Raw genomic sequence first — 26,769 nt, 5'->3', positions numbered from 1 at the left:
AAAAATCCAGAAACCAAAAAATCCCCGACCAGAGGTCAGGGAAACTTATTAGCGGGCGACAATCTTGCGGTAACTGCGGGAAGTTAGTAAGAATACTAAAATATAGGTCAGGAGGAAGACGCCGCAAGTTGCAAGTGTTGTCTGAATTAAGAGAGGAATATTGGTCACACCTAGTAGAGCAACTATCAAGCGCAGCATATGAAAGACTGCTGCTATATGTAGAAAAGCAAAGATAAGAGGTAGGAAGAAAACAGTCAAAATCTGCTTGCGAATGGTACTTCTGGTCTGCTTTTCATCTAAACCAACTTTTTGTAAGATAATAAAACCATCACGGTCTTCATAGCCTTCAGAGATTTGCTTGTAGTAAATCACGAGAACAGCTCCTAGGAGGAAGATAACGGAGAGGAAGACACCGATGAAGAGCAAGGTTCCGGTAAGTTCCTGATAACTCTTTTCTGCGCTATGACGGTCACTGGCCATTGCGTAGCTACCATCTTGGGCCTGTTCCTGATCCAAAGTGTCTCTCAACGCCAGCTGGACTTGCTCGACAAATTTCTTACTGTCCTTAGTCTCCGAAGCAATTCCAATGTAGTAATAGTGTGCAACATTTAGCCCAACTTCTTTACTATCATTGACCACCATATAGAGACCCTGTTCCATGGCCACGTCGTTTGGATTAGGGATTTCCCCATGCGTGAAATTCGACGGTAAAATCTGCTTAATCTTCCAGTCCTTGCCATTCACTCGGAGAGGCTTATCCTTATTTAAGGAAACATTTTTTCCATAGACAAGAGTTTCATCATCTGCCAAGTCTATCTTTTTCCCTGTCATTTTTTCATAATCCTGGCGATTGATAACTGTAATCGTGCCGGCAGACTTGGTCAAGATACTTGGATCCGAATCCAGCTCGCTTTGCATTGGAACCGTCACATCATTACCAGCTAATTTCATGATGAAGGCTGATTGATAGAGATAGGTAGTAAATCTTGGCTTCTTCAGGCCTGTGTCCTGAGCGACTTGCTGAACCTTGTCCAACAGTGTTTCCGTCTGATCAGTTGATGTTGGCAGGACGACGCTGACATTGTAATCCTTTGGATGCAAGGTAGTAATATAATCCTGACCTCCAACATAGATATTGATTGTACCAACTAGAGTCACGAGGAGCATGGTGGACAAGATGGAAATAGTTGCCAAGCCCGCTGCATTTTTACGCATTCGCGAGATAAGATTGGAAACAGAAATGAAATTTTGGGTCCTGTAATAGTAGCTTTTTCTCTTTTTGAGAAATTGCAATAGTGTAATCGAGCCCGCATTAAAAAGAAGATAAGTTGCTAGGATAACCATAATCACGGCTATAAAGAAATTGCCGATAGCAGCGACAGGTTTGGTAACGGTCAAAGCCATGTAATAAGCCACACCCATGAGCAGGAGCCCCAGCAAGGTTTGCAGAAAAAGGAAGCGCCCCTTCTTCTCGCCAGCTTTCCTTTCTTTCATTAGGTTAAGAGAGCTATAGCGTAGAAGGCGGGTCGAGTTGAGCAACAAAATCACCGCAAAAGCGACCCCTAGACTGGCCAGAGTCAACCAAACATTCTGCCATTGGAAGGTCGAGGCAAGAACTGCTGGCATTCCCATCAATTTCAAAAGAACGGCGTAGAGCATCTTATCTAAAGCTAGTCCAGACAAGACTCCCAGACCGACCGTGCCCAGATAAAAGACACAGAGCTCAAAGAAGGTCATAAGTAGCAGGTGGCGTTTTTCCATCCCCAGCACGCTATAAACACCGAGCTCCCGCGAACGGTTCTTCATAACGAAGCTATTGGCATAGGTGATGAGGATGAGCACTGCAATCTGAATGACTTGGATACCAAACTGCAAGGTCATCCGAGCTGCTGTACCACCATAAGAAGTCTCCATATTTGGACTGTGAGCCAGTGAGACAAAACTATACAAAATCGCTGTTGCCAGTACCGTCGCCAAAGCAAATGGATAATACAAACTGCGATTTTTGATCAGATTTGATAAAGCCAGTTTACTCGTTAGTTTGAACATAATCACCCACCTCACTTGCCATGACTGTCAGCGTATCAGAAATTTCTTGGAACATCTGCCGCTCGGTCTTGTTGCCGCGAAAGATTTGGTTATAAAGAATTCCGTCCTTGATAAAGAGCACCCGCTTGGCCCGACTAGCTGCTGAAGTCGAGTGAGTTACCATGAGAATGGTTTGGCCGCGGTCGTTGATATCGTCAAAGACATCTAGGAGAGCAGCCGAAGACTTAGAATCCAAGGCTCCTGTTGGCTCATCCGCCAGTAAAATCTCAGGCTCTGTGATGATGGCCCGAGCAACTGCCACCCGCTGCTTCTGACCACCAGAAATTTCATAAGGAAACTTCTCTTGTAGCTTGTTAATCCCCAACTCATTGCAGGTGGCAACCAGCTTTTGCATCATCTCGGTAATGGGGCGGCGAGAGAGGACCAAAGGCAGTAGAATATTATCCTTGACCGACAGAGTATCCAACAGATTGAAATCCTGAAAGACAAAGCCTAATTTTTCTCGGCGGAAGCTGGAAGCCTGGCTGTTTTTGATGGTTGCTGTGTCAGTTCCGTTGAGAAAGACGCGGCCCTCAGTCGGCTTGTCCAGCATGGCTAAGATGTTGAGCAGGGTGGATTTCCCAGAGCCCGACTCCCCCATGATAGCGACATACTCGCCTTTTTCTACCGTAAAGTGAATGTCTTTCAACGCCTCTACTTGGCTGCCCTGAAAGCGAGTTTTATAAATCTTTTTCACGTGTTGTACATCTAATAAGGTCATCATGATCTCCTTTTCTATAATTCCATTTTAATACAGAAACAGCTTTATTTCCATATTTTACTAATTTTTAAATGCCAATATTTTTATATCTGCACTAGATATGCAATCAGTGCGATGATCCAGAGATGGGCTGGGTAAAAGATATAGAAGAAATACTTGCCCCACTTGCCATTATAGCCTCGCTCGCCATTATAGAGATGGAGGAAGGGCAAGACGGTAATAAAGGCCCAGTCTGAATTGTAGAGCATCATCGAAATGGTGGCTCCCATGGTTGGGTAAATTTCAATGCTCAGACAGAAGAGCAGAAAAGCCAAGACCATGTAAGAAAAAGTTCTGAGAGCAGGCTGATTGCGGAAGATATAGCTAATCAGCATCAAAGGAATAATGGTCATGCCGCCTTCTGTCAAAAAGACTCCTGCCAAACCAATTAAGACTGCCGCTCCAATCCGCAAATAGCGCTTCTCATCCATAATCTTTTCACTATTTTTGGAGAGACCAAACACAAGATTAAGCACCAGAACGCCACAGGCTAAGCTGAGAAAGATATTATTCTCAAGATGAATCCCCTTGCTATGAAAAAGCATGGTCAAGATGCTATTGCCCAGCTGCATAATAGCCGCCCAGATAAACAAGCGTGCATTGTAGGCCAAGCGGTTGCGCGTATGCAGAAAGCCTTCTACTGCGCTAAAAGCAAACCAGGCAGCTACACAGCGAGTCAGCAGGTGAAAAATCCCGTCCCAGCCCGTCGGCAAAAGCCCTGGAATCTTACCAATATGATCAAAAACCATTAAAAAGGCCATGAAAAGCTTGAGTTGGAAAGCATTGAATCCTCTTGTTTTCATTTCATATCTCCTTGTCTTCTTTATACATCTATCTTACAAAAAAAGAAAGGTCGGTACCATAACCTAACCTTTCAATTTCACTTGCCAACCTTACAAATTTGTAAGAATGCCCTATTCAAATATCATTTTCTTTTCTGAAAAGCTAATCATGACAGTCGTTCCCTGACCGACCTGCGAAGCGATGCTGATCTGATGCCCCAGCTCATCTGCGATTTTCTTGGACAGATAAAGTCCCAAGCCAGACGATTGCTGGGTCAAACGACCATTATAGCCCGAAAAGCCTCGCTCGAAAACCCGCAGCAAATCCGCATCTTGAATACCCAAACCGCTGTCTTTGATATAAAGCGTTTCCTCCTGAAAATAAATCTCAATCCCGCCTTGACTGGTGTATTTCAGACTATTTGACAGTACTTGCTCCAAAATAACGACGAACCACTTTTTATCTGTGATGATGGTTCGGTCCAGATCATGCAGGTTGAGGCTCAAGCCCTTTTGGATAAAGAAAATCGCATACTTCTTGACAATCTCCTTGACCAAATCTTCAACATTTTCCTTTTTCAATACCAAATCCTCGTGGAAACTCTCCAAACGAAGATACTGCAAGACGATATTGACATAGGACTCGATCTTAAAAAGCTCTTGCTCCAGCTGATTCTTGACCTTCTTGTCCTCAATCTCTCCGACCAGCAAGGAACTAGCCGCAATAGGCGTCTTGATCTGATGAGCCCAGAGCGTATAATAATCCATCAGGTCATTTAACTTCTCCCTCTCCTCAATCGCACGGTTCTTCTTGTCCATTTCCAAAAGAGCCAGTTTCTCAAAAAGGAGAACCTCTAAGGCAGTCTGAGGCCGACCTGAGGCATAGAAGAGCTGGTTGCGGTATTCCTTATAGGCACTAGCTAGATCCATTCCCAAGAAAAAGCTAGCGAGGAGAAAGGCTAAGAGCAACTGATACTCTAGCAGACTGCGCCCATCTTCGAAAATAAAGGCAAACATCCCCATAATCGAAAATACAATCAGCAAGAGTAACAAGATGAAGCGACGGGAATACAGATGATGCTTCAAAAAGAAAAATTTATCCTGCATGTCCATTGGTCAAACCATATCCTATCCCTTTTTTCGTCTCAATGAAATGCTTCAGACCGTGCTCTTCCAGCTTCTTGCGCAGGCGGGCAACATTGACGGACAAGGTATTGTCGTCGATAAAGAAATCGCTGTTCCAGAGCTCCTTCATCAAATCATCACGCGCCACGATACTACCAGAATGCTCAAAGAGCACCCGCAAGATCTGAAATTCATTCTTGGTCAGCGTCACAAGCTCGCCCTCATAAACCAAATCCATGGATTTAAGATTTAAAATCACGCCCTGATATTCCAAAAGACTTTGATCCGTCCCAAACTCATACGATCGCCGCAGCAGGCCTTGAACTTTTGCCAGAAAGACATTATTGTCAAAAGGCTTGGTCACATAGTCATCTGCGCCCATATTGATGGCCATGACGATATCCATAGACTGGTCGCGCGAAGACAGAAACATAATGGGCACTGTTGAAATCTTTCGAATTTCCTGGCACCAATGGTAGCCGTTAAAGAGGGGCAGACCAATATCCATCAGCACCAGCTGGGGCTCCTCCTTGACGAAGGTCGTCAAAACCTGCATGAAGTCTTCAATCGCCACAACCTGATAGCCCCACTGCTCCAGCATTTTTTTGATCATTTGACGGATAACCGCATCATCCTCGACCAGTAAAATCTTGTGCATTCCATTTCCTCACTCATTTTTCTTACTGCTATTATATCAAATTCTCCCTTAAATCACAGAGACTTTTTTAGTTTGAAATTCATATTGTTTTCAGAAAGTTCCAAGAAATCATTCAAGAAGTGTTGACAAAGACAGAGTAAAAAGATAAAATAACACTACATTCAGAATTGTCTGAAAATTCATTTTTTATAATAAGGAGATTATTATGCTAGAACAAACTCAGACATCTACCTGGCAGTCTAAACTAAAAGCCCTAGGTCCTGGGATCCTCATGGCTTCTGCTGCTGTTGGTGGCTCTCACATTGTTTCCTCTGCTCAAGCAGGCGCCAAGTACGGCTGGGCTTTGATGGGACTGGTCATCTTGGCCAACCTCTTCAAATATCCCTTCTTTCGCTTCGGTGCTGAGTACACCTTAGAAACTGGTCACAGCTTGGTTGAAGGCTATGCCCAAAAAGGAAAAGTCTACTTAGGCATCTTCTTCGTTTTAAATGTATTCTCCGCCTTGGTCAATACAGCAGGGGTCGGGATTCTCTGTGCTGCCATTGTCGCCAGCGCCTTTCCAAATGCCCTTGGACTCAGCATTACTCAATGGTCTCTGATCCTCATCATCCTGATCTGGGCAATGCTACTCTTTGGTGGCTACAAGTTCTTGGATGGCCTTGCCAAATGGATCATGTCTGCTCTAACCTTTGCAACGGTTATTGCGGTCATCGTTGCTATTATCAAGCATCCTGAGTACGGAGCAGACTTCGTTGAAAAGACACCTTGGCAGATGGCTGCCTTACCTTTCATCGTTTCTCTGATGGGCTGGATGCCAGCTCCAATCGAGATTTCAGCCATCAACTCCCTCTGGACTGCTGAGAAAGGAAAATCTGTCAATATCTCTGTCACGGACGGACTTTTTGACTTTAACGTTGGCTATATCGGTACGGCCATTCTGGCCATCTTCTTCGTCGCTATGGGGGCTCTCGTCCAGTATCCAACTGGTCAACCAGTTCAAGATGCTGGCGCTGCCTACATCCAGCAATTCGTTGGGATGTACGCATCTGTTCTTGGTGATTGGACACGGATTCTGATTACTTTCATTGCCTTTCTCTGTATCTTCGGTACCGTTATTACCGTTATTGATGGCTATTCTCGTGTAAACGCTGAATCCCTACGCCTCCTTCTCAACGAAAAGAAGACTTCTCAGAAAACTCTACATATCTGGATGACAGCTACAGCCATTATCGGTGGCATTATCATCTACTTCTTCCAAGGTAGTGTAGCCCTCATGCTTCGTTTTGCCATGATTGCTTCCTTCCTGACGACTCCATTTTTTGCTCTCCTAAACTATCTCCTCGTTACGAGCGAGAATAAACATCTGAGCAAATGGCTCAAAGGTCTTTCCATCCTTGGTTTGATCTTCCTCTTTGGCTTCGCCTTATTCTTTATCTACGCCATCCTCATCGGTAAAGCTTACTAGATCAAAAGAGCTGGAAAAACTGAAGAATATCTTCAGCTTTCCGCTCTTTTCTTTTTTCCTTTCTGACAACCAGCCCCTACTTATGCTATACTGTAAGAAGATAGAATATGGAGATCGATATGGGAATAATTTTTGATTACCTAGACCAAGTAGCTTACGACAGTATCTACGACACCCCCTTTAATGAACTGGATATGCTGATGCTGACAGAAATAACTTATCTGCCTTTTGACCAGATTGTATCTGATCAGATATCCCCTGATTATACTTGCCGCTTGTTTGAAGCTGCTGAAAAGATGCCCCAAGATTTGTCCATGTTAGTGACTAAAAATCGGCTGAAACTTTTAGAAAAGCTAGCTAGCTCAACCCGCTTCAAAAATATCAAGCTCATGGGCTATGTCAATGATATTGATCCTGATGTCCAAAAGCAGTTTGCAGCTATGATTTGCAAAATCAAGCCTGAGACCTATGTCCTGACCTTCCGAGGAACTGATGATTCCATTATTGGCTGGAAAGAGGACTTCCACATGACTTATATGGATCAGGTACCAGCTCAAAAAACGGCGGTCAATTATCTGCGAAAAGCCATGGATGCTCTGCCTGGTCAGTTCATCCTGACTGGTCACTCAAAGGGCGGAAATCTAGCCTCCTACGCTGCTAGTCAGATCGAGCCAGAATATCAAGAGCGGATTCAGAGCATTTACAGCTATGATGCCCCTGGACTGAATCACTCGGTCATCACCAGTCAAGGCTACCAAACTATTTCAGACAAGATAAAGCGCTACATTCCGCAAGGCTCTATCGTCGGAATGATGCTCGAAACACCTAAGCAGGCTCAGATTGTCAAAAGTACAGCTATCGGCGGTCTGGCCCAGCACGATACCTTCACTTGGCAGATCAGTGACCAGACTTTTGTCCTACTGGACAACCTCAATCCAGACAGCCTTCAAGTAGATAAAACTCTGAAAAACTGGGTAGATAGCGTTTCTGATGAGGAATTAAAAGACTTTTTCGACCTCTTTTTCGGCCTCATCTTGGATGCCGGCATCAGCTCTATCAATGACCTCACCAAGCTGGAAAATTTCAACAAAATCCTTGCTGTTTTTGAAAATGCCAACGCCCTCACAGATGAGGAGCGGGATATGCTGACGCGCCTCGCCAAACTACTGGTAGACATGCGCTACCAATCTTGGAAAGACGACATGAATCTGCTGACGCCTGCAGAAATCCAGAAAGAAATCCGAGAAAACATTTCTCAGTTGGTCAATCAGCTCCCTTTTGTCAATACTGAAAAGCCAAAGGAAGAGACCCCTGACACTACTGAAGAAGATACTTTGCTCTCTTGAATATGGGTATATCAAAGCCTAGCTAATTATAACCACCCTCCTACTGAACCGCATCCCAAAAGTTAGATTTTTTATGTCTAACTTTTGGGGTGCGGCTCAGTGGGAGGGTATTTTTCTCGAACTTAGCGGTGCAAGATGGATTAATAGTCACATAAATATAAAAATTCGAGAGTAAAATTAATTTTTATTCTCGAATTTTATCTTACTGAAGGGCATTAGAAAAATTTTCCACAAACTCTTTTAAGTCATCTCTATAATTTTTCAAAAATTGAATCAAGTCTGATTTACCAACTATTTTCATATCTTTTATTTTATTGTATTGCTTTCTCTGCTCTTCAAAACCTTGTTCATACTGTTTTCTCATCATTTGAAATGTAGTCTCGTCATATAAAACAGTACCTTTGATAGCATTTTCATATTGAGCCATATAGTCATCTAAAATTTTTTGGTACATAGTCAAATAATCTCCATAGGTTTGAATTGACTCAATTGTCTCATCAGAGACATCTTGTGGTGAAAACACCTGATTTGACTCAGACGAACCATTTGTAGTAACTGATGATGGAGAGGTTAGAAGACCAGTTGCATTCTTATCGGGCAGTTTTACAGAAGAGATAATATTCTCAAATATTTTTGAATATTCTTTATCAAAAGATTTTGAAGTTGCAAGAACAAAAGTAATCAGTAAATCGTTATGAGTTAGCGATACAAGTTTTCCCTCTTTTTTACCTTTTACATTCATAATAATATCCCAAGAAAATGCAGGATGGCCATTAACCATCATCTTACTTTCACTAGTTTCTATGACATCCGTATTATTATTTTCGAATCCTTCAATGAAATCTTTTCTGATTTCTGTATTTTCCAAAGAAATATTATCCCTAGAATCAACTGATACTAGAAATAAACTTCCCTCTTCAGGATAAAAATATATAATCTTTTCATTACTATTCGAGGTTGCCCTCTTCCAAGTGCTCGGAACAGAAAAATTAATGTCCTTAAAAGTCTGCTCTGTCATTTCTTCTTGACTAGAAGATTCTTTATTCCCTTCGTCCTCATTTGTTTGGCTCTGAATTACTTGATGTTTTTCTTGATGATAAACATCGCCCATTAAGTAAGCCATAGGGATAGAGACGATGGAAAGGATAAGACCTATAACAGCTAGAAGTTTTTGCGATACCGTTTTCTGTGACAGGTATAAAATCCCGCATACAAATCCCAGAAGGGCTAGAAGAAGAGATAAAGTACGCATGCTATTTAGACAAGCTATTAACAAAGCCATAGCTCCTAAAATTGTCGATACCAAAGCCAATTTTTCTTTTTTCATCATTTAACTCCTAGAACCTTTTCATTAGGTATTATATATATATATGAATTGTCAAGTGTTTTTTAAAAATTATTCACAAAAAATCCCAGCATCTTGCTGGGATTCATTACTTTTAGGTTGTTTTGCTAATCAACATTTCCTATTATAGAAATTGTTCTAAATAACATTACCCAATCAAACTTCCATTTGGCACTTTCTCGTCCACAGTTAGGAGAGTCAGTTGGTCGCCGTGCTCGGCTGATAGAATCATACCTTGGCTGATGCGGCCCATCATTTTGCGCGGTTTGAGGTTGGCCACGATTTGGACTTTCTTACCGACCAGCTCTTGCTCGTTTGGATAGTATTTAGCAATACCAGAGAGGATTTGGCGGTCCTCACCGTCTCCTGCGTCCAAGCGGAACTGAAGAAGCTTGTCAGAACCTTCAACTTTAGAAACTTCTTTGACTTCTGCGACACGGATTTCCACCTTATCAAAGTCGTCAAATTTGATCGCTTCACGGTTAAGTTTTAGCTCGACATCTTCTGGATTCCATTCTTTTTCAACTGCAGGTTTGTTGCCTTCCATTTGTTCTTTGATATAAGCGATTTCTTCTTCCATATCCAGACGTGGGAAGATTGGTGTCCCTTTTTCTACAACTGTCAGACCTGCTGGGAGCTGGTCAATTGCTAGGTTTTCCAGAGAAGCAGCTTGAGGCAAGCCCAGTTGGCCGAGGACAGCCTTGCTGGTTGCCATCATGAAAGGCTCAATCATATGGGCTACAACACGGAGGCTAGCTGCCAAATGGCTCATGACTGCTGCCAGTTCTTTGACCTTGGCTTCATCCTTAGCCAGAACCCAAGGAGCGGTTTCATCGATATATTTATTGGTGCGGGAGATGAGCGCCCAGACTGCTTCTAGCGCGCGTGGGTAGTCTACTGCATCCATGTGTTTGTAGTAGTCAGCGATGGAATCAGCTGCTACCTGAGCCAGAGCTCCATCAAAGTCTGTCACATTTTCTTCATAGGCTGGCACCTGACCGTCAAAGTATTTGTTAATCATGGAAACAGTACGGTTGAGGAGATTTCCAAGGTCATTGGCCAATTCATAGTTGATACGACCTACGTAGTCCTCAGGTGTGAATGTCCCATCAGATCCCACCGGAAGACTGCGCATAAGGTAATAACGCAGGGCATCCAAACCGTAGCGTTCTACCAGCATTTCCGGATAGACTACATTGCCCTTAGACTTAGACATCTTGCCATCTTTCATGACAAACCAGCCATGACCAATCAAACGTTCAGGCAATTTGATATCCAACATCATCAGAAGGATTGGCCAGTAGATGGAGTGGAAACGCAGAATGTCCTTGCCCACCATGTGGAAGACTGTTCCGTTCCAGAATTTGTCAAAGTTCCCGTGCTCATCTTGACCGTAGCCAAGAGCTGTCACATAGTTGAGCAGGGCATCAAACCAAACATAGACAACGTGTTTAGGATTTGATGGGACTGGTACTCCCCATGTAAAGGTTGTACGAGAAACTGCCAAATCTTCCAAACCTGGCTCGATGAAGTTTTTCAGCATTTCATTGAGTCGACCATCAGGTGTGATAAAGTCTGGCTGAGATTTGAAAAATTCTACCAAGCGGTCTTGGTACTTGCTGAGACGCAGGAAATAAGACTCTTCTGACACCCACTCCACTTCATGTCCAGATGGCGCAATTCCGCCCGTTACATTCCCAGCTTCGTCACGGAAAACTTCCGTCAACTGGCTTTCAGTGAAGAATTCCTCATCAGATACAGAATACCAGCCTGAATATTCACCCAAGTAGATATCATCTTGGGCCAAGAGTTTTTCAAAAACATCAGCTACAACCTTTTCATGGTAATCATCGGTCGTCCGGATAAATTTATCGTAAGAAATATCCAAGAGCTGCCAGAGCTCCTTACCCCCAACCGCCATGCCATCGACATAAGCTTGTGGGCTGATCCCAGCTTCCTCAGCTTTTTGCTGGATTTTTTGACCGTGCTCATCAAGACCAGTCAGATAGAAAACATCATGGCCCATGAGGCGCTTGTAACGAGCCAGAACATCACAGGCAATGGTCGTATAGGCAGACCCGATATGGAGTTTGCCAGACGGGTAATAAATAGGTGTCGTAATATAAAACGGTTGTTTTGTAGTCATTTTTTAATCCTTTCAAGGCTAATGAAACCTTTTTTGATAACACTTCATTATATCATATTTCCAAGCGATTGAAAGAGGGGACTTCTCCATCCTCTAACCTTTTTTATAGCCTTACAATCACTTTGCTATAAATCAACTCTATCTTTTGGTATAATAAACTCAGGAAATTTCTACTAGAAAAGGACATTTTATGAAACTCATCTCTTGGAACATTGACTCTCTCAACGCTGCCTTGACCAGCGATTCTGCCCGTGCTCAGCTCTCTCAGGCTGTCCTTCAGACCTTGCAAGCAGAAAATGCGGATATCATCGCTATTCAGGAAACAAAGCTATCTGCTAAAGGCCCGACTAAAAAACATCTTGAAATTTTAAAAGAACTCTTCCCAGGCTATGAAAACACTTGGCGCTCCTCTCAAGAGCCAGCTCGCAAAGGCTATGCAGGAACCATGTTCCTTTACAAAAAAGAACTGACACCCATCGTGACCTTCCCAGAAATCGGCGCTCCTTCAACTATGGATGTTGAAGGCCGCATTATTACACTGGAGTTTGACAATTTCTTCGTCACTCAGGTCTACACACCCAATGCTGGCGATGGTCTTAAACGCTTGGAAGAACGTCAGGTCTGGGATGTCAAATACGCTGAATACTTGGCAACACTAGATGAACAAAAACCAGTTCTCGCAACTGGCGATTATAATGTAGCTCACAAGGAAATCGACCTTGCTAATCCAGCCAGCAACCGCCGTTCACCAGGCTTTACCGACGAAGAACGTGCTGGCTTCACCAACCTACTGGCTAAAGGCTTCACCGATACCTTCCGCCACTTGCACGGTGATATCCCTAACCAATATACTTGGTGGGCACAGCGCAGCAAAACTTCTAAAATCAACAACACCGGCTGGAGAATCGACTACTGGCTGACCAGCAACCGCGTAGCTGACAAGGTAACCAAGTCTGATATGATCGACTCTGGTGCACGTCAAGACCATACGCCGATTGTCATGGAAATTGAACTTTAAGGAGGAATCCGATGGACTATCAGCCTGTAATTCCCGAATTTATAGTATCTGACCTCGAACAGTCGCGTCACTTCTACTGCGACTTACTGGGCTTCTCTGTCGAATACGAGCGTCCCGAGGAGAAATTTCTTTTCCTATCGCTTGAAGACTGCCAGCTCATGTTAGAAGAAGGCAGCGCCGAAGAATTAGCCCGACTGACCTATCCTTTCGGGCGCGGTGTCAATATTTCCTTTGGCATCGAGGATGTCCCCCAGCTCTACCAAAAACTGCTGGAAGCTGACTATCCCATCCATCGTCCGCTGACAAAAAGAGAATTTCGCGTAGGAAATAGCTTTATTTATCCTCATGAATTTGCAATTTTGGATCCAGATGGATATTTTCTACGATTTAGTGAATAAGAAAAAGGAGGCTGCTAGCCTCTTTTTTCTATTTACAAATAGGTTGCTCGAATCCGCTCATACTATCAGAGAGTATTTTGTAGTGGAAAGCGTCCAAAATTCTGCTCCGTCAGTGCAGGATTGCCCAGCTGATAAACCTTGTCAGCCTGCTGGGTCAAACTATCCCATGGCTCCTTGCCGATTCGGCTGACCAAGTCAACTTTTCCCTTAAGCTTGGACAAATGCTGACGTCCCTGCTCGGAAAAGCCTAAAATATGGATGCCAGACGGAAGCTCTTCTTGTCTAGCTCCGACCAGGATATAGGTCAGCAGACGTCGAACCCGAGCCTTGGTATAGCGCTTGGTCGCTACCTGCTCGACCAGCTCTTCTATGGTCTCACTGCTTTTCAGAGCCTCTCTAATCCGAACAGCCAATTCCTGATTAACCTGATAAAAGTCTGTCAAATCCGGACTTGTCACTATCTGGTAACGAAGGTAAGGAAAGAGATCCGACCAAGTCACCTTTGCTGCCGTCTCGAGTAAGTCATAGGCTGGAGTGAATTTTTTGAGAAAGTCTGGCTGATCCAGATTCCGACGAAGGGCAGTTGCGGAAGCAAATTCCTGATTAGCTGACAAGGAATGATAGCCGGCTCCCTGACGTTGAATCGGACACAGCTTTATAGCCTTTCCCGCCACAGCCTTGGCATAGGCCAAGCCCAAGATATGGTTGGGAGTAGAGCCTGAGAAATTGAGCTCTGCAAATTCCTGCCACATGGCCTGAGTCTTTTGAGGATAGGATAGGGAGTCAGGCAAGCCAGCCAGATAAGCCTCCATCTGCTCTGCCTTTTCACCATAGACCTTGGAAATACTCTCATAATCCAGCACTTCCTCGGTCCCAAAAGTCAGCTGTTCGATGCCCAATCTCTCTAAGATGTCCACCGCCCCCTTAGCGAAAAAATCTGCCGCCTGAACGCTGACCAAGAAAGGCAGCTCAAGGACCAAATCCGCTCCAGCTTCTAAAGCCATCTGCGCCCGGGTCCACTTGTCTACGATAGCAGGCTCCCCTCGCTGAACAAAATTGCCACTCATAGCGATAATTTTCAGACCAGAAGCCTGCTCCAGCAGATATTTGTGCCCATTATGAAAAGGATTAAACTCTGCGATAATACCGGTGACTGTCATCTCATTTCTCCGCCACAAAGAACCAGCGAGCGCTCTTGTCAGTTGGCTCCTTATCCTCAAAGTCCGCGTACACCTTGACATTCTTAAAGCCAGCCTGCTCCAGCAAAATATCATAGGTCAAAATCTCATAGGTCCGCTCCTCATGCACCTCGTCATGGCGCGTGAATCGACCATCTTCGTCTTGGACAAAGAAGGTCAACTCATGCACGATAGAATGAGGCGGTTCGTCCGCATAGGAATCCCAGACCATGGCAAAGGTTTCAGCATTTTCATGATAAGAATAGCCCGGAAAAACCTCGTCAATCTGGTAAATCGAGTGCACGTCAAAGATAAAGCGACCACCCTCATTTAAATGCTGGTAAACTTGAGTGAAGACCTGACCAACATCAACTTCATCCTCCATATAGCAAATCGAGTCCGAATAACAAGTCACCAAATCAAACTGACCAACGCCACTCAAATCCAGCATATTGCCTTGAATAAAAGGAATATCCAAACCGGCCTCTCTGCTGCGCTTCTCTGCCAAATCCAGCATTTCCTGACTCAGATCCAGCCCCGTTACATCAAAACCAGCCTGCTTAAAATAAATAGACTGAATGCCCGTACCACAGGCCAGCTCCAGCAGCTTTTTCTTATCCTTTGGAAAATGACGCAGGCTGAACTCCGTCCACTTCTCATACAAAGAATCATCCATAATCGCATCGTAAACCGACGCGAAGGTTTCATAAGTTGCCATACTTTTCCTTTCAAAAATAGCCCAGCCAGCAGGCTGACTGAGCCGAATTCCGCTTTCTGCCTAAGGGCAAAAAATCACTTGTTTTTTTCTTCCAATAAGGCTGCAACATCCACACCCGTTGCTTCGTGCCAAAGTTTTTCCAGATTGTAATGCGCCCGCATTTCCTCAGAAAAGACATGGACGACCACGCCACCCAGGTCCAAGAGAACCCAGCCACCAGCTGCGTCTCCCTCTACATGACCAGCAGAAACCCCAGCCGCTGCAGCTTTCTCACGGATATTTTCAGCTACCGCATCCAGCTGACGGCTATTCATAGAGCTGACGACAACAAAGTAATCTGTCACAGTAGTCAGGCCTTGCAAGTCCAAAGCCACAATATCTTCTGCACGCTTTTCATCGGCCGCCTTCACGACCAGTTCCAATAATTCTTGTTCTTTCATAGTTCCTCTTTAATTAAAAATGTTTTTGTGATCTCGAACATCCGCAAAACGTCCGTCCCAAATTTTTTGGTAAAAAGTATTTATTTTTTCTGCCGAAGCATCTTCTCCATCAAAAGTTGTAAAAGCACCTTCTGGAATGACAAGTTTATAATCAAATTCAAATCCAACTTTAACTGATGCATCTACACAATATTCCGTCTGCATTCCACATAAAACTAGACGACCAATATCTTGTTTCTCCAAGTAATCCTTCAAACCTGTCTCTTTAAAAATACTATTATACTTCTTCTGAAAGACCTTTTCGTCTGACTTTCGATTCAAGAGAGGAGATAACTGCCAATCTTCCAATACACTGTCTTCTGGATTTTCCACATGCTGAATATAGATAATTTCGACACCTTTACTCCTAGCCTGATGCTGCAGAAAGGAAATTTTATCCATCATTTTATCAGACTGAAAACCTGTCTTCACTAAGATATTTTGTACATCTATAATGATTAGAGCTGTTTTCATTCTTCTATTTCCTTCAAATATCCTACAAAGGCATTGTAAGTCTCCAAGGTCTGCGGATAGATAGGGATTCCCTTATGGGCTAGATGCTCCACTGTCCTTGCTGTTTCGTAGGCCACAGCCTGATTGAGCGACTGCTGGGCCAGCTCTCTTGCCTTGTCCACTCCCGGAAAGTCCCGGTTGTGCTCAATGTAGTCAGCGACGTAGACGACCTTGTCCAGCTCAGACATGGTGCTACTGCCCACTGTATGAATCTCGATTGCTCGGAGAATCTCAGCGTCTTTCACACCTAAATCTTCCTGAATCTTGTAAATACCCACCATGCCATGCCAGACATTATTGCCCCAGTTTTTCAGGTCAGGATCCAGCTGATATTTGTCAATCAAGGCCAGAAATTCCTCATCCGAAACCTTCTTAGCATAGTCGTGCAGGAGGCCTGCCAGACCAGCCTTTTCGACATCAAGACCGAAGCGCTCCGCCAATTCACGGGCAGCCTTTTCCACACCTAGACAATGCCGTAGGCGCTTCTCGGGCATGACTGTTTCCATCTTAGCCAGCAAGGCCTCGCGGCTCATGCGGACATAGCTTTCATAGGTCATAGGTAAAGCCCTTCTTTCTCAATATAGTCTAAAACTGGCTGAGGCAGCAGGAAATTAGGAGTCCGTCCCTGAGCCAGAAAATCCCGCACCATGCTGGAGGAAATATCCATAAGCGGCACATCCACCCAGATGACAGGGTAAGAAGTCCCCGCCTTGTAGCGTGGCCGCTGAACACCGACAAACTGAACCAGCTCAACTAGCTCATCAATCCGGTACCACTTGGGCAGATAGTCCACCATATCCGCACCGATGATAAAGTAATAGTCCGTATCAGGATGTTGCTCTGTCAGGAGTTTCATAGTGTCGTAGGTGTAGGAAATTCCCTTGCGCTCCAGTTCAATGGTTTCAATCCCTAGGCCTTCAATACCCTCGATAGCCAGCTCCAGCATTTTCAGTCGATGCTTCTCATCGATGGTCTCTTTCTTATCCACATGGGGCGGCTCGTACTCTGGCATGAGCAAGACCTGATCCAATCCCAACTGTTGACGGACCTGATCCGCCACGACCAAATGAGCATGGTGGACAGGATTGAAATTCCCACCTAAAATGCCAATCTGCTTGCGTTTTTTATCTTTAACTTCTGGTTCTAATTCCACCTTGGTAAAAGGGGTCAGTAATTCAATAGCCATAGGCTGACATCTCCACAGAAATTTTTCCTTAAATTTGCTTGACTTTGACAGAGAGTTTGCGATTTTCCTTCTTGCTGGACTGCTTGTAGAGAATTAAGATCCGACCAATCTTCTGCACCGTATCCACTCCGATTTCCTCTTCCAGAATCTCCGCAACTTCATGGATATTTTCATCTGTATTCTGCAAAAGAGTGACCTTAATCAGTTCTCGCGCATCCAGTGCCTGACGGACGCTGGTTTTGATTTGATCGTTGAGTCCATTTTTCCCAATCTGAATGATGGGTTTGAGACTATGTGCCTGACTGTTGAGAAAGGCGCGTTGTTTTGATGTTAGTGTCATGTTCTTCTATAAGGCTTGATACAGTTGGGACCTTCTTGTCTCCCCACTGCTCATAGCCTTTTCCTTCCTTGTTTTAAGGAGATTAATTCTCCTGAGTATTATATAATAGCTTTCCGAGTGACAACCGCCACACCCTCTGGTGCCCAGCCAGCTACGCGAGCAGGACCACTGACGCGAATCCAGCCCAAACCTGAGAAGACGATATCCGTCTTATCCTTGATGGTAAATTCATGCTTGACCAAGGCTGGAAATTCTTCCTTTTCCTTACCAACTGGCGGCACCAAGAGACTGCCGACATGCTTATCATAAAAATCGCTAGCACCTTCCAACTTAGTCCGGTGGAGCTTAAGCTCATTGTCAAAATAAGCTGTGAAGCCCTGCTTGTCACCTGCCACAAAGTCGAAACGGCCTAGGCCACCCAAAAAGAGGGTTTGCTCAGGATTGAGCTGGTAGGTTTTGGGTTTGATTTCCTTTTTGGGGCTGACATATTTAAGATTCTTAGCAGAAAGATAGTGAGCCATCTGGTGACGATGGATAATGCCCGGTGTATCATAGATATGACTGCCGTCTGCCAAAGGAATCTCAATTTTATCAAGAGTTGTTCCCGGGAAGCGCGAAGTCGTAATAATATCCTTGTCGCCCGTGATTTCCTGAATAATGGCGTTAATCAAAGTAGACTTGCCCACATTGGTCACGCCGACCACATAAACATCACGCCCTTTACGACAGTGCTCAATCTTGTCAATCAAGTCCTTGATGGCCTGCTTGTTCTGAGCAGAGGTCAGAATGACATCAACTGGACGCAGGCCTTCTTCGTGAGCCCGCTCCGTCAGCCATTGAGTCACCTTGCCATCCTTGACCGACTTAGGCAGAATGTCCTTTTTATTCCCGACCAAGAGAACATCATTTCCTGCGACAAAGCGAGGCAGGCCAGGGATGACCGAGCCATTAAAGTCGAAAATATCGACAACATTGACGACCAAGGCGTCGCTATCTCCAACCTCATGCAGAAGCCGCAGAAAGTCATCATCCGTCAGCTGGACGTCGCTGATTTCATTATAATGGCGCAGGCGGAAACAGCGCTGGCAATAGAGTTCGCCTGTCTCCAAGCCTTTTTCTAGAGCTGACTGGGGCGTGTAGCCTAGCTGGCTCTTGTCTTCTGTCTGAATAGGGACTCCGCAGCCGATACAGAGAAGTTCTTCCATGCTTAAATTCCTTTTTTGTATTGAATTGGGCCGTATTTTTCATTGATTTTCTTGAGCACACGGCGTTCACGCGCCCGATTGATCTGAGTCTTGATAGAGTCATGCTCGACCAGTGGCTTCACCAAAATCGAACGAATCCCGGCCCGATGAGCAGCCCGAATATCCGTCATGAGCTGGTCGCCCACCATGACCACTTCATTTTTTTCAAAATGAAAAAGCTTGAGCGCCCGGTCAATTCCCCAAGTGAAGGGTTTCATCGCCCAGTAGATATAGTCAATTTCAAACTTTTCAACAGCCCGCTTGACCCGTTTTTGGTTATTATTGGACACCACGATAATCCGAATGCCTGCATCCCGCAAATCATGGAGCCACTTCTTCATCTCTGGGGTTCCGTCAGGATTATTCCAAGCAATCAGGGTATTATCCAAATCCACCAAAACCGCTTTGATCCCCTGCCTTTTCAAACTCTCTACTGTCAAATCGTAAACCGCCTCGACCGCAAAGTCGGGCATGTAATCTTCAATCGCCACATCTCTCTCCAAAAATCGTATTCGCACTATTATAGCATAAAATAGGCTTTTTGGCACCTATAACCCCATTTCTTCCAAGAGCCATCGGGAGACTTCCCCTTCTCTATTCTCCAAACAAATGAAAACAGCTTCCCAAGCGGGAAGCTTCATTTTAAAATGGGCAAAATTCATGCTCATAAGACCACTATCTATTTTTTTCGCTCTCTAACTTTTTTTCATAAAATTTTTGAAGTTTAGAAATAATACCGGTAGCACCCTCTGCTTCATCTTTTTTTATGTGAAGAACCTTAGAAAATTTCTGAAGATCCTTCTCCTCAACACCTGGGGCAATGCGAATGTCAACAGATTGCCATTCACCATCTTTCTCTTCGTAGCCTACTAAAGCAACTAGAAATAATTTCCCCTCTATATGACCACGTGAAAAAAAATACGCTGTAGCACTAAAAAGACCATCGTGATATTGAGGATTAGCTTCTGCAAACAGTATAACATCCTCTTTCTTAAGTTCTCCATCAACACTAGATAAGGGTTGCTCATCTTCAATCTGTAAGCTCATTTCTACTGGAAATAACCAAAAGGATTGGTTATAACTTGAATCTGGACTCATAATTTTGCCATAGCTATTCACAAACTCTGCGACTCCTCCCAAAAGGAACAAGGAGAAATAACTAACTATAAATAGTAAAGTACATTTTTTTTCGAAATATACGTTACAGATTAAGGAAGAAATAATTAAAAATAATACAAAGAAAATAATTGTATGAGGGTGAAAAAATGTTCTTATGAGATTCTCATATGCAATCTCCCACAATTTTTGATGATATAAGTTTAGAAATTCTTCCACTATAACTCTCCTAACTCTTAGAATTTTTAGTCCGAGCACAAGCACTCTCCCTGATTTTTGAATGCTCATAGATGATTGCACACCAGTCATATCATTATATCATCTTTTATACTTTTTAGCACCTATAGCTTCAAAGCTTACAAAAATGGCAAAAGATGCTATAGTAGATATAAGAATAATTCTCTTGGAGGTGCCTATGGCAAGCAAGGATCGAGAAATGAAAGCTGTTTCTCCCTTTTTGCAAAAAATCATCAACTGGTCGTCCATCGTCGGAGCTGTGGGGACAGTAGCCTTTTGCATCTGGGCCTACTATGCAGGAATCCTCCAGTCCAAGGAAACCTTGTCTGCCTTTATCAAACAAGCAGGCATCTGGGGGCCACCTCTGTTTATCTTCCTGCAGATCTTGCAGACTGTCGTGCCCATTATCCCTGGTGCCTTGACCTCTGTTGCAGGCATCTTTATCTACGGGCATATCGTCGGCACCATCTACAACTATGTCGGCATCGTCATCGGCTGCGCCATCATCTTCTATCTGGCTCGTACCTATGGACCAGCCTTTGTCCAGTCCGTCGTCAGTAAGCGGACCTATGACAAGTATGTAGGCTGGCTGGATGAGGGCAATCGCTTTGAGCGTTTCTTTATCTTTATGATGATTTGGCCCATCAGTCCCGCTGATTTCCTCTGTATGCTAGCCGCCCTGACCAAGATGACCTTCAAAAAGTACATGCTGATTATCCTTCTCTGCAAGCCTATCACTCTCGTCATCTATACTTATGGCCTGACCTATATCATTGATTTCTTCTGGAAATTGCTAACAAAATAAAACTCAAAAACATTAAAAAACGAGAGTGGAACAGAAATCGCTAATTCGTTAGAATTCGATTTCGTCGTCCCACCTCCGCACAGTTGAGTAGGGCTGTAAAAGCTGATGAAATCAGCCTAGTAGAGCCCACTCAACCACTGCGTCTTGCTCGACAATCCAAAGACAATTGAGAGGCTAGGACTTTTGTCCCAGCCTCGATTTGTTTATTCTGAAGATCCTGATGTTGTGGGGTGATCGGCAGATGATGCTGACGGTGTCGGAGCTGGCGTAGATGCAGGCGCAGAACTTGCTGGCGGTTCACTACTAGCACTAGGCTCAGGAGGGGTCGGTGTCGAACTACTATAGTTGGCACCACCATAATTGCTCTCCGTTGGTTGATTGTAAATTGGCTGCTCGTCATGCTGATAAGTTGTTGAAGAGCTAGAATTAGAAGAGCGCAAGCTCCGGCCTCCCATCAAGTCTTCATACAGTACGGCATTGGTTTTCAGAGTCTTAACTGAAGACAAGCCCAACGTTTTCCGAATCAAATTTTGCATTTCCAGCAAATGATCAGACGTAACCAGCTGGTAGCTACCACCATCTGCCAAGGTCGCATCTTCTCCACGCAATTGTTCAGACTGAATGCTTCTAAAGGCATCTTTGTAACCTAATAACTGAGGAATACTTCTCGAATCCAGCGCTACATTGGTCTGCATATTCTTGCTGACTGCTCGCAAAATAGCTTGATAATGACTGATACTATTAAAACTGAGCACCTTCTCAACGACCTTTCGGATCACCTCACGCTGGCGTTTTTGGCGGCCATAGTCGCCTTCTGGATCCTGATAACGCATACGGGCATAGACTAAAGCCTGGTCTCCGTTGATCAAATGCTTGCCTGGCTCGACAGTTGCAGTGTATTCTGGTTCATTTTCTTCGATGGAAATTGGGAAATCAAAGGTATTATTGACCTCAATGCCACCAACTGCGTCCACCAGCTGAACCAGTCCTTGCATATTGATCATCATATAACGGTCAATATGGATATTCATCATTTTCTCAATGGTCGCGATGGCTAATTCTGCGCCACCATAAGCATAGGCTGCGTTTAGCTTGGCTTCTGTCGTTTCGCCATTTTCATCGATTTGAGTCAGAATGTCCCGCTCCAGACTCATCATGACCGTCTTTTTTGTCTGAGGATTGACGGATAGGAGGAGCATGGAGTCACTATTTCCCTTCCAAGTATCAGACCGCGAGCCACTCCCTGTATCGACCCCCATCAACAAGATTGTCAGGGGCTTGGTTTCGGCAATAACGTTCGTTTCATTCCCAAAACCTTTGTAGGTACGGGACAAGGCATCCGTTGACTGATTGTAAATGGTCCAAGCATAGCCTCCTACTCCAATGGCTGTTACAAGGAACAGACTCAAAAACATTCGTACAATTTTTTTAAACATATTTCATCAATCTATCAGTTTTCCCATCAGGTAAACATCCAGAAATATCCCTTCTCTTAAATAGGCCCCTCTTTTTTGCAGGCCTTCGATTTCAAATCCTAATTCTTTATAGAGATGAACAGCTCGTTCATTTCTGACCTGAACAGTCAACTCCAAACGGCGGAGACTGCTCCCATTCTCTGCCCAATCCACAGCCTCTTCTAGCAGGATACGACCGAGGCCTTTATTCCAAAAGGCTTTTTTGACAACGATAAAGACTTGCCCAATGTGGCGAATCCGCTCATGAAAATCCGCTGTGATACTGACAATCCCAGCGATTTCATTATCAAGTAAGGCCAAGAGATAAAGCTGATTATCCGACTCAGCTTGGCGCTGAATAAACTGAGCCATCTGCTCTTCATCCATCAAAATCCCCGCCTCATCCAAGGTCATGTAGTCCGACTCAGATCCGACTTGATTTAGGAAGCGAATCAAGTCAGCAGCATCCGTCTTTTCCGCCTCCCGCAAGGCCAATTCAAACTCAGCCATGCAGCAATTCCTCCAGTAGTTCCTGAGAACGGCGCCCCTGACTTTCAAAAACTAGCTCGCGGCCGTCTTCTTTCTTCAGAAGAGTCAGCTTCAGATAATCATCTGGTAAACTTTCACCTAGCAATTCTCCCCACTCGATGACCGTAACTCCCTCACCAAAGAGAAAATCATCCAAGTCAATCGAGTCTGGATCTTCACCAATCCGATAGACATCTAAGTGATAAAGTGGCAAACGTCCTTCATACTCGCGAACAATGGTATAGGTCGGACTTTTGATCATCTGCTTGATGCCCAGACCTTGAGCCAAGCCCTTGGTAAAGGTCGTCTTACCCGCACCCAAGTCTCCTGTCAAAACCAAAACATCTTGCTCCTGAAGCAAGCTGCCGAGACGCTGGCCCCAGTTGATTAATTCTTCTTCATTATGACTAAACATTCTTTTATTATACCAGAAGATTTGCGTTTGCGCTCAATTTTCTAATAGAGAGAGCAAAATGTTTGAAAAAAATTAGATGAGCCCTCCAAATCCTCCAATCAAAGCAGGTTACTCGCTTTTATTTAGAAGTAAACTAGGACTTTTCCTAAATTTTTCCTGCAAAAAAGAAGCTGGAAGATTCCAACTTCTTAGTGTTCTTAAGATAAAGCTAGGCTGATAAAGTTAAGGATGAAGAGTAGATTTAAGATCCAAATCATCGGATGCACATCCTTAGCTTGACCTTTGATAACTTTCACAAGAGCATACATGATAAAGCCTGCTGCAATCCCGTTTGTGATGCTGTAAGTGAAGCCCATGAAGATGGAGGTAAAGAAAGCTGGAATAGCTTCTGCCATATCATCCCACTGTATATTTTTCAAGCTGCTCAGCATCATGATCCCTACGACAATCAAAATTGGCGCAGTTGCTGCTGTCGGAACGATGGCCAACAGCGGGCTAAAGAAGCTAGATACCGCAAAGCAGACCGCTACAACCAAGGCTGTCAAACCGGTCCGTCCGCCAGCTCCGATACCAGCTGCAGACTCTACATAAGTAGTAACGTTAGATGTTCCGGCAATCGCACCGATAGTTGTACCGATCAAGTCAGAGTACAAAGCCTTGTCCAAACCTTCTGACTCATGGTTTTCACCAGAAGTCGCTACGATACCCACTTTTTCACCCGTTCCGATCAAGGTACCGATGGTGTCAAAAATATCCGTCAGAGAGAAGGCTAGGATAGCCATAAATGTCTGAGGTAGACGAGCCGTATCAGCAAAGAGAGCTCCCAAACCTTCTGGTCCAACTGCCACCCCAAAAACTTGTCCAAGTTCTTTCAGAGCTGTTGACAGATTGTTTTTACCAAAGTCAATAGCAGATAGATTCACCAAACCAACAGCAATCGCTACGACTGTCGTCGCGAAGATGGACAAGATAATGCCACCCTTGATACCCTTGATAACAAAGAAAATCGTGATTGCTAGACCCAGCAAGGCAAGTAAAACTGCTGGATTATTGAAATCAACCAGTCCTGGAGTTGCAGCTGAGTTTGCTGTAATAGCAGCTTTGGCTTGGTCAGCTCCCTTACCAGCTACTACATAGTTGCCTGGATCGATTGAGAACTTCAACAATCCGGCATTTTTAATCCCTACATAAGCTAGAAAGACACCGATACCAGCAGAAATAGCTGAACGCAGAGCTGATGGAATAGACTCGATAATAGCCTTCCGAATCTTGGTCAAAGTGATAAAGAGCGAGATTAGACCACAGATGAAGACCATGCCCAAAGCTTCTTGCCAAGTGTAACCCAAACTAAAGACAACCGTGAAAGTAAAGAAGGCATTGAGCCCCATACCTGGCGCCTGTGCGTAAGGGAGGTTGGCATAAAAGGCCATCATGAGCGTTCCAGCAACGGAACCGATGATCGTAGCCAGAAAGACACCTTGAGCCGGCATACCCGTTTGCGACAGCATGGCTGGATTGACAAAGAGGATGTAGCTCATAGCAAAGAAAGTTGTTAACCCAGCGAGAACTTCCGTACGAACATCCGTACCGTGCTCTTTGAGTTTAAATAATTTATCCATTATAGATAATCTCCTAAATTGTTTTATGGCAACTGATTAAAAGAGAACTCCTGATTTTCTTTAAAACAGCGCTGCTTATTCGTTATTTACGAACAATACTATGATTATACTCAAAAACATTCACTTTTTCAAGCCCATTGCTCCAAAAAATACTTTAAAGCGTCTTATTTTTTATTTTCTCTGCTTAAAAAGAGCAGAGTCATGATTTGGATAAAGGTAAATCCAAGGATAAATACTAGACGATCCTTCTGAAAGGTTTCCAGTAGCTTTTGGACAACTAGCTGAGGCCGCGTCACCAGATCCCAAGAGTTGAGTCGGTCATAACGGCCGATATAAATGGCCAGACTCGACAGATAAGACAGAGCCGCAACCGCAAGCATATCCAGCCACCAAGTCAACTTCCAGCGCTCACGCAAAATATTCCAGCTTTCAATCCCGCAGTAGACGCCAAATAGAATGCTCGGCACGAAAGCCATAAATAGACGCATGCTGACAGGGTTCCACAGGGTATCTCCCACCCAAGTCATGTGCACCAAGTCCGTCAGCATATAAAAAGTATTAGGATAAAAGGCCAGCCAAACCACCAACAAAAGTGGATAAAGCCACTTCTGCTTCTTAAATATCGTCGTCAAGATGGCAGCGTCATAGGCAATCAAGGCCAGAATCATATTCCAGATCAAGTCTGGTCCTTGGGTCGTAATCCCCTGAATATACACGACAAATGCAATGAGTAGGAAAAAAATATGAATCAAAATTGGTTTACGCATACAAGATTTCCCCCTTTACTCCATTCTCTTCACTCATAGACATCAAACGACCTAACTCGTTTTAGCTATTGAGGAAACATTATACCACAACTTGTGGCATTTATTCTTAATTCTGTTATAATAGACTTTACGATACTTAGCGAGACTATACGAGGAAAAAGAATGACAAAAAAAATTATTGCTGTAGATTTGGACGGAACCTTGCTCAATTCTGAGAGTAAGCTGTCTGATTTTACCAAAGAAACCATCAAAAAAATATCGGCGAAAGGACACAAGGTCATCATCACTACTGGCCGTCCTTATCGCATGGCTCTGGACTTCTATAAGGAATTAGAGCTGAATACCCCCATGATAAACTTCAACGGATCTTTGACCCATATCCCTGAGAAAAAGTGGGAATTTGAGCAATCCTTGACCGTAGACAAGTCTTTCTTGCTGGATATGGTCCAACGAAAAGAAGAAATCGAGGCTGACTTCATCGCTGGTGAATACCGCAAGAAATTCTATATCACAAATACGAACGAAGAAATCGCAGATCCTAAGCTCTTTGGCATTGATAACTTTAAGCCAGAAAATCAATTTCAAGCGCAGCTGGTGACCAAAAATCCAAATGCCATTTTGCTGCAAACACATGCCACGGACAAATACGCTCTGGCTGAAGAGATGAATGCCTTTTACCAGCACGAACTCTCCATAAATACTTGGGGCGGCCCACTCAATATTCTAGAGTGCGGCCCTAAAGGTGTCAACAAGGCCTTCGCCCTCCAGTACCTGCTCAATATCCTCAATGCCGATCGTAAAGACCTGATTGCTTTTGGTGACGAGCACAATGATACCGAAATGCTGGAATTTGCAGGAACAGGCTATGCCATGAAAAACGCCAGCGAAACCCTGCTGCCTTATGCCGACCAACAGCTTGAACTCACTAATGACCAAGACGGTGTAGCCCATAAACTAACTGAGCTCTACTTGTAGAAATCAAATAAATCAAACAAATATAATTTGAACCGCATCTCGACAGTCAGACTTTTTCTGTCTA

At 44.2% G+C, this 26,769-nt stretch carries 28 protein-coding genes; 6 read left to right on the top strand and 22 right to left on the bottom strand.

Annotated features, from left to right (window positions below; all coding sequences use genetic code 11):
• Positions 1-48: 48 nt before the first annotated feature.
• The 5 genes from FZ941_RS05095 to FZ941_RS05075 all read right to left on the bottom strand — a co-directional run bounded on the left by FZ941_RS05095 (position 49) and on the right by FZ941_RS05075 (position 5,413).
• On the bottom strand, positions 49-2,049 hold the full coding sequence (locus FZ941_RS05095) for an ABC transporter permease (RefSeq protein ID WP_148887083.1): 2,001 nt from the start codon (positions 2,047-2,049) through the stop codon (positions 49-51).
• Entirely contained in the window at positions 2,030-2,809 is a 780-nt protein-coding gene (locus FZ941_RS05090) for an ABC transporter ATP-binding protein (RefSeq protein ID WP_148887219.1), read from the bottom strand. Before FZ941_RS05090 ends, FZ941_RS05095 begins: the two co-directional genes overlap by 20 nt.
• Before the next feature lie 83 nt (positions 2,810-2,892).
• The gene (locus FZ941_RS05085) at positions 2,893-3,651 is read right to left on the bottom strand and encodes a TraX family protein (RefSeq protein WP_148887082.1); all 759 of its coding nucleotides are present in this window, start codon (positions 3,649-3,651) and stop codon (positions 2,893-2,895) included.
• A gap of 111 nt (positions 3,652-3,762) precedes the next feature.
• Positions 3,763-4,743, bottom strand: a complete 981-nt coding sequence (locus FZ941_RS05080) for a sensor histidine kinase (RefSeq protein WP_148887081.1) — start codon at positions 4,741-4,743, stop codon at positions 3,763-3,765.
• Entirely contained in the window at positions 4,727-5,413 is a 687-nt protein-coding gene (locus tag FZ941_RS05075; protein ID WP_037615348.1) for a response regulator transcription factor, read from the bottom strand. The genes FZ941_RS05080 and FZ941_RS05075 overlap by 17 nt, the downstream gene beginning before the upstream one ends.
• Positions 5,414-5,618: 205 nt before the next feature.
• Here FZ941_RS05075 and FZ941_RS05070 point away from each other — a divergent pair, with 205 nt between their 5' ends.
• Positions 5,619-6,878 (top strand): NRAMP family divalent metal transporter, encoded by a 1,260-nt coding sequence (locus FZ941_RS05070; RefSeq protein WP_148887080.1) that lies wholly within the window; start codon positions 5,619-5,621, stop codon positions 6,876-6,878.
• Between the two features lie 119 nt (positions 6,879-6,997).
• Positions 6,998-8,224 carry a DUF2974 domain-containing protein gene (locus tag FZ941_RS05065; protein ID WP_148887079.1) on the top strand — a complete coding sequence of 409 codons (1,227 nt, stop codon included), beginning with the start codon at positions 6,998-7,000 and terminating at the stop codon, positions 8,222-8,224.
• Between the two features lie 202 nt (positions 8,225-8,426).
• Here FZ941_RS05065 and FZ941_RS10740 read toward each other — a convergent pair whose 3' ends face one another.
• Both FZ941_RS10740 and metG read right to left on the bottom strand, forming a co-directional pair.
• A complete protein-coding gene (locus FZ941_RS10740; RefSeq protein WP_262366272.1) occupies positions 8,427-9,554 on the bottom strand; it encodes a hypothetical protein in 1,128 nt (375 codons plus the stop codon).
• Positions 9,555-9,717: 163 nt separating this feature from the next.
• Positions 9,718-11,715, bottom strand: coding sequence for a methionine--tRNA ligase (gene metG, locus FZ941_RS05055; RefSeq protein ID WP_148887078.1), 1,998 nt, complete (start codon positions 11,713-11,715; stop codon positions 9,718-9,720).
• A gap of 190 nt (positions 11,716-11,905) precedes the next feature.
• On the opposite strand from metG, the gene FZ941_RS05050 reads away from it, so the two are divergent.
• Both FZ941_RS05050 and FZ941_RS05045 read left to right on the top strand, forming a co-directional pair.
• Positions 11,906-12,733: an exodeoxyribonuclease III gene (locus FZ941_RS05050; protein ID WP_148887077.1), complete on the top strand. Its 828-nt coding sequence runs from the start codon at positions 11,906-11,908 to the stop codon at positions 12,731-12,733.
• A gap of 11 nt (positions 12,734-12,744) precedes the next feature.
• A complete protein-coding gene (locus tag FZ941_RS05045; protein ID WP_148887076.1) occupies positions 12,745-13,131 on the top strand; it encodes a VOC family protein in 387 nt (128 codons plus the stop codon).
• A 65-nt stretch (positions 13,132-13,196) separates the two neighbouring features.
• Here FZ941_RS05045 and FZ941_RS05040 read toward each other — a convergent pair whose 3' ends face one another.
• The 10 genes from FZ941_RS05040 to FZ941_RS04995 all read right to left on the bottom strand — a co-directional run bounded on the left by FZ941_RS05040 (position 13,197) and on the right by FZ941_RS04995 (position 20,124).
• Positions 13,197-14,291 carry a nucleotidyltransferase gene (locus tag FZ941_RS05040; RefSeq protein ID WP_148887075.1) on the bottom strand — a complete coding sequence of 365 codons (1,095 nt, stop codon included), beginning with the start codon at positions 14,289-14,291 and terminating at the stop codon, positions 13,197-13,199.
• Between the two features lies 1 nt (position 14,292).
• Positions 14,293-15,027 carry a class I SAM-dependent methyltransferase gene (locus tag FZ941_RS05035; RefSeq protein ID WP_148887074.1) on the bottom strand — a complete coding sequence of 245 codons (735 nt, stop codon included), beginning with the start codon at positions 15,025-15,027 and terminating at the stop codon, positions 14,293-14,295.
• 74 nt (positions 15,028-15,101) lie between these two features.
• Positions 15,102-15,467 (bottom strand): ribosome silencing factor, encoded by a 366-nt coding sequence (gene rsfS, locus FZ941_RS05030; protein WP_148887073.1) that lies wholly within the window; start codon positions 15,465-15,467, stop codon positions 15,102-15,104.
• A 9-nt stretch (positions 15,468-15,476) separates the two neighbouring features.
• Positions 15,477-15,980, bottom strand: a complete 504-nt coding sequence (locus FZ941_RS05025; protein WP_148887072.1) for a cysteine hydrolase family protein — start codon at positions 15,978-15,980, stop codon at positions 15,477-15,479.
• The gene (yqeK, locus tag FZ941_RS05020) at positions 15,977-16,576 is read right to left on the bottom strand and encodes a bis(5'-nucleosyl)-tetraphosphatase (symmetrical) YqeK (protein WP_148887071.1); all 600 of its coding nucleotides are present in this window, start codon (positions 16,574-16,576) and stop codon (positions 15,977-15,979) included. The genes FZ941_RS05025 and yqeK overlap by 4 nt, the downstream gene beginning before the upstream one ends.
• Complete coding sequence (locus tag FZ941_RS05015; protein ID WP_125382135.1) at positions 16,573-17,205, bottom strand: nicotinate-nucleotide adenylyltransferase; 633 nt, start codon at positions 17,203-17,205, stop codon at positions 16,573-16,575. Before FZ941_RS05015 ends, yqeK begins: the two co-directional genes overlap by 4 nt.
• A 28-nt stretch (positions 17,206-17,233) precedes the next feature.
• Positions 17,234-17,545 (bottom strand): ribosome assembly RNA-binding protein YhbY, encoded by a 312-nt coding sequence (gene yhbY / locus FZ941_RS05010; protein WP_002896287.1) that lies wholly within the window; start codon positions 17,543-17,545, stop codon positions 17,234-17,236.
• Positions 17,546-17,643: 98 nt separating this feature from the next.
• Entirely contained in the window at positions 17,644-18,750 is a 1,107-nt protein-coding gene (gene yqeH, locus FZ941_RS05005; protein WP_148887070.1) for a ribosome biogenesis GTPase YqeH, read from the bottom strand.
• Positions 18,751-18,752: 2 nt separating this feature from the next.
• A complete protein-coding gene (locus tag FZ941_RS05000; RefSeq protein ID WP_187418380.1) occupies positions 18,753-19,280 on the bottom strand; it encodes a YqeG family HAD IIIA-type phosphatase in 528 nt (175 codons plus the stop codon).
• A gap of 184 nt (positions 19,281-19,464) precedes the next feature.
• Entirely contained in the window at positions 19,465-20,124 is a 660-nt protein-coding gene (locus FZ941_RS04995) for a hypothetical protein (protein ID WP_262366271.1), read from the bottom strand.
• 196 nt (positions 20,125-20,320) lie between these two features.
• Between FZ941_RS04995 and FZ941_RS04990 the strand changes: the two genes are divergently transcribed.
• Positions 20,321-20,947 (top strand): TVP38/TMEM64 family protein, encoded by a 627-nt coding sequence (locus FZ941_RS04990; RefSeq protein WP_148887069.1) that lies wholly within the window; start codon positions 20,321-20,323, stop codon positions 20,945-20,947.
• Between the two features lie 203 nt (positions 20,948-21,150).
• On the opposite strand, the gene brpA is transcribed toward FZ941_RS04990, so the two are convergent.
• The 5 genes from brpA to FZ941_RS04955 form a co-directional block, all read right to left on the bottom strand.
• Entirely contained in the window at positions 21,151-22,383 is a 1,233-nt protein-coding gene (brpA, locus tag FZ941_RS04980) for a biofilm formation/cell division transcriptional regulator BrpA (protein ID WP_148887068.1), read from the bottom strand.
• A 6-nt stretch (positions 22,384-22,389) separates the two neighbouring features.
• The gene (locus FZ941_RS04975) at positions 22,390-22,911 is read right to left on the bottom strand and encodes a GNAT family N-acetyltransferase (RefSeq protein WP_148887067.1); all 522 of its coding nucleotides are present in this window, start codon (positions 22,909-22,911) and stop codon (positions 22,390-22,392) included.
• Complete coding sequence (gene tsaE / locus FZ941_RS04970; RefSeq protein WP_015605349.1) at positions 22,904-23,344, bottom strand: tRNA (adenosine(37)-N6)-threonylcarbamoyltransferase complex ATPase subunit type 1 TsaE; 441 nt, start codon at positions 23,342-23,344, stop codon at positions 22,904-22,906. Before tsaE ends, FZ941_RS04975 begins: the two co-directional genes overlap by 8 nt.
• Before the next feature lie 197 nt (positions 23,345-23,541).
• A complete protein-coding gene (locus FZ941_RS04960; protein ID WP_148887066.1) occupies positions 23,542-24,963 on the bottom strand; it encodes an NCS2 family permease in 1,422 nt (473 codons plus the stop codon).
• Between the two features lie 164 nt (positions 24,964-25,127).
• Entirely contained in the window at positions 25,128-25,730 is a 603-nt protein-coding gene (locus FZ941_RS04955; RefSeq protein WP_148887065.1) for a DUF1361 domain-containing protein, read from the bottom strand.
• A 162-nt stretch (positions 25,731-25,892) separates the two neighbouring features.
• On the opposite strand from FZ941_RS04955, the gene FZ941_RS04950 reads away from it, so the two are divergent.
• Entirely contained in the window at positions 25,893-26,705 is an 813-nt protein-coding gene (locus FZ941_RS04950; protein ID WP_148887064.1) for a Cof-type HAD-IIB family hydrolase, read from the top strand.
• The last annotated feature ends 64 nt before the right edge of the window (positions 26,706-26,769 follow it).

The organism is Streptococcus sp. Marseille-P6264 (assembly GCF_902460355.1).
Classification (GTDB): Bacteria; Bacillota; Bacilli; order Lactobacillales; family Streptococcaceae; genus Streptococcus.
Note: the sequence above shows the minus strand (reverse complement) of the source record. Positions and strands in the feature narration are given on the sequence as shown.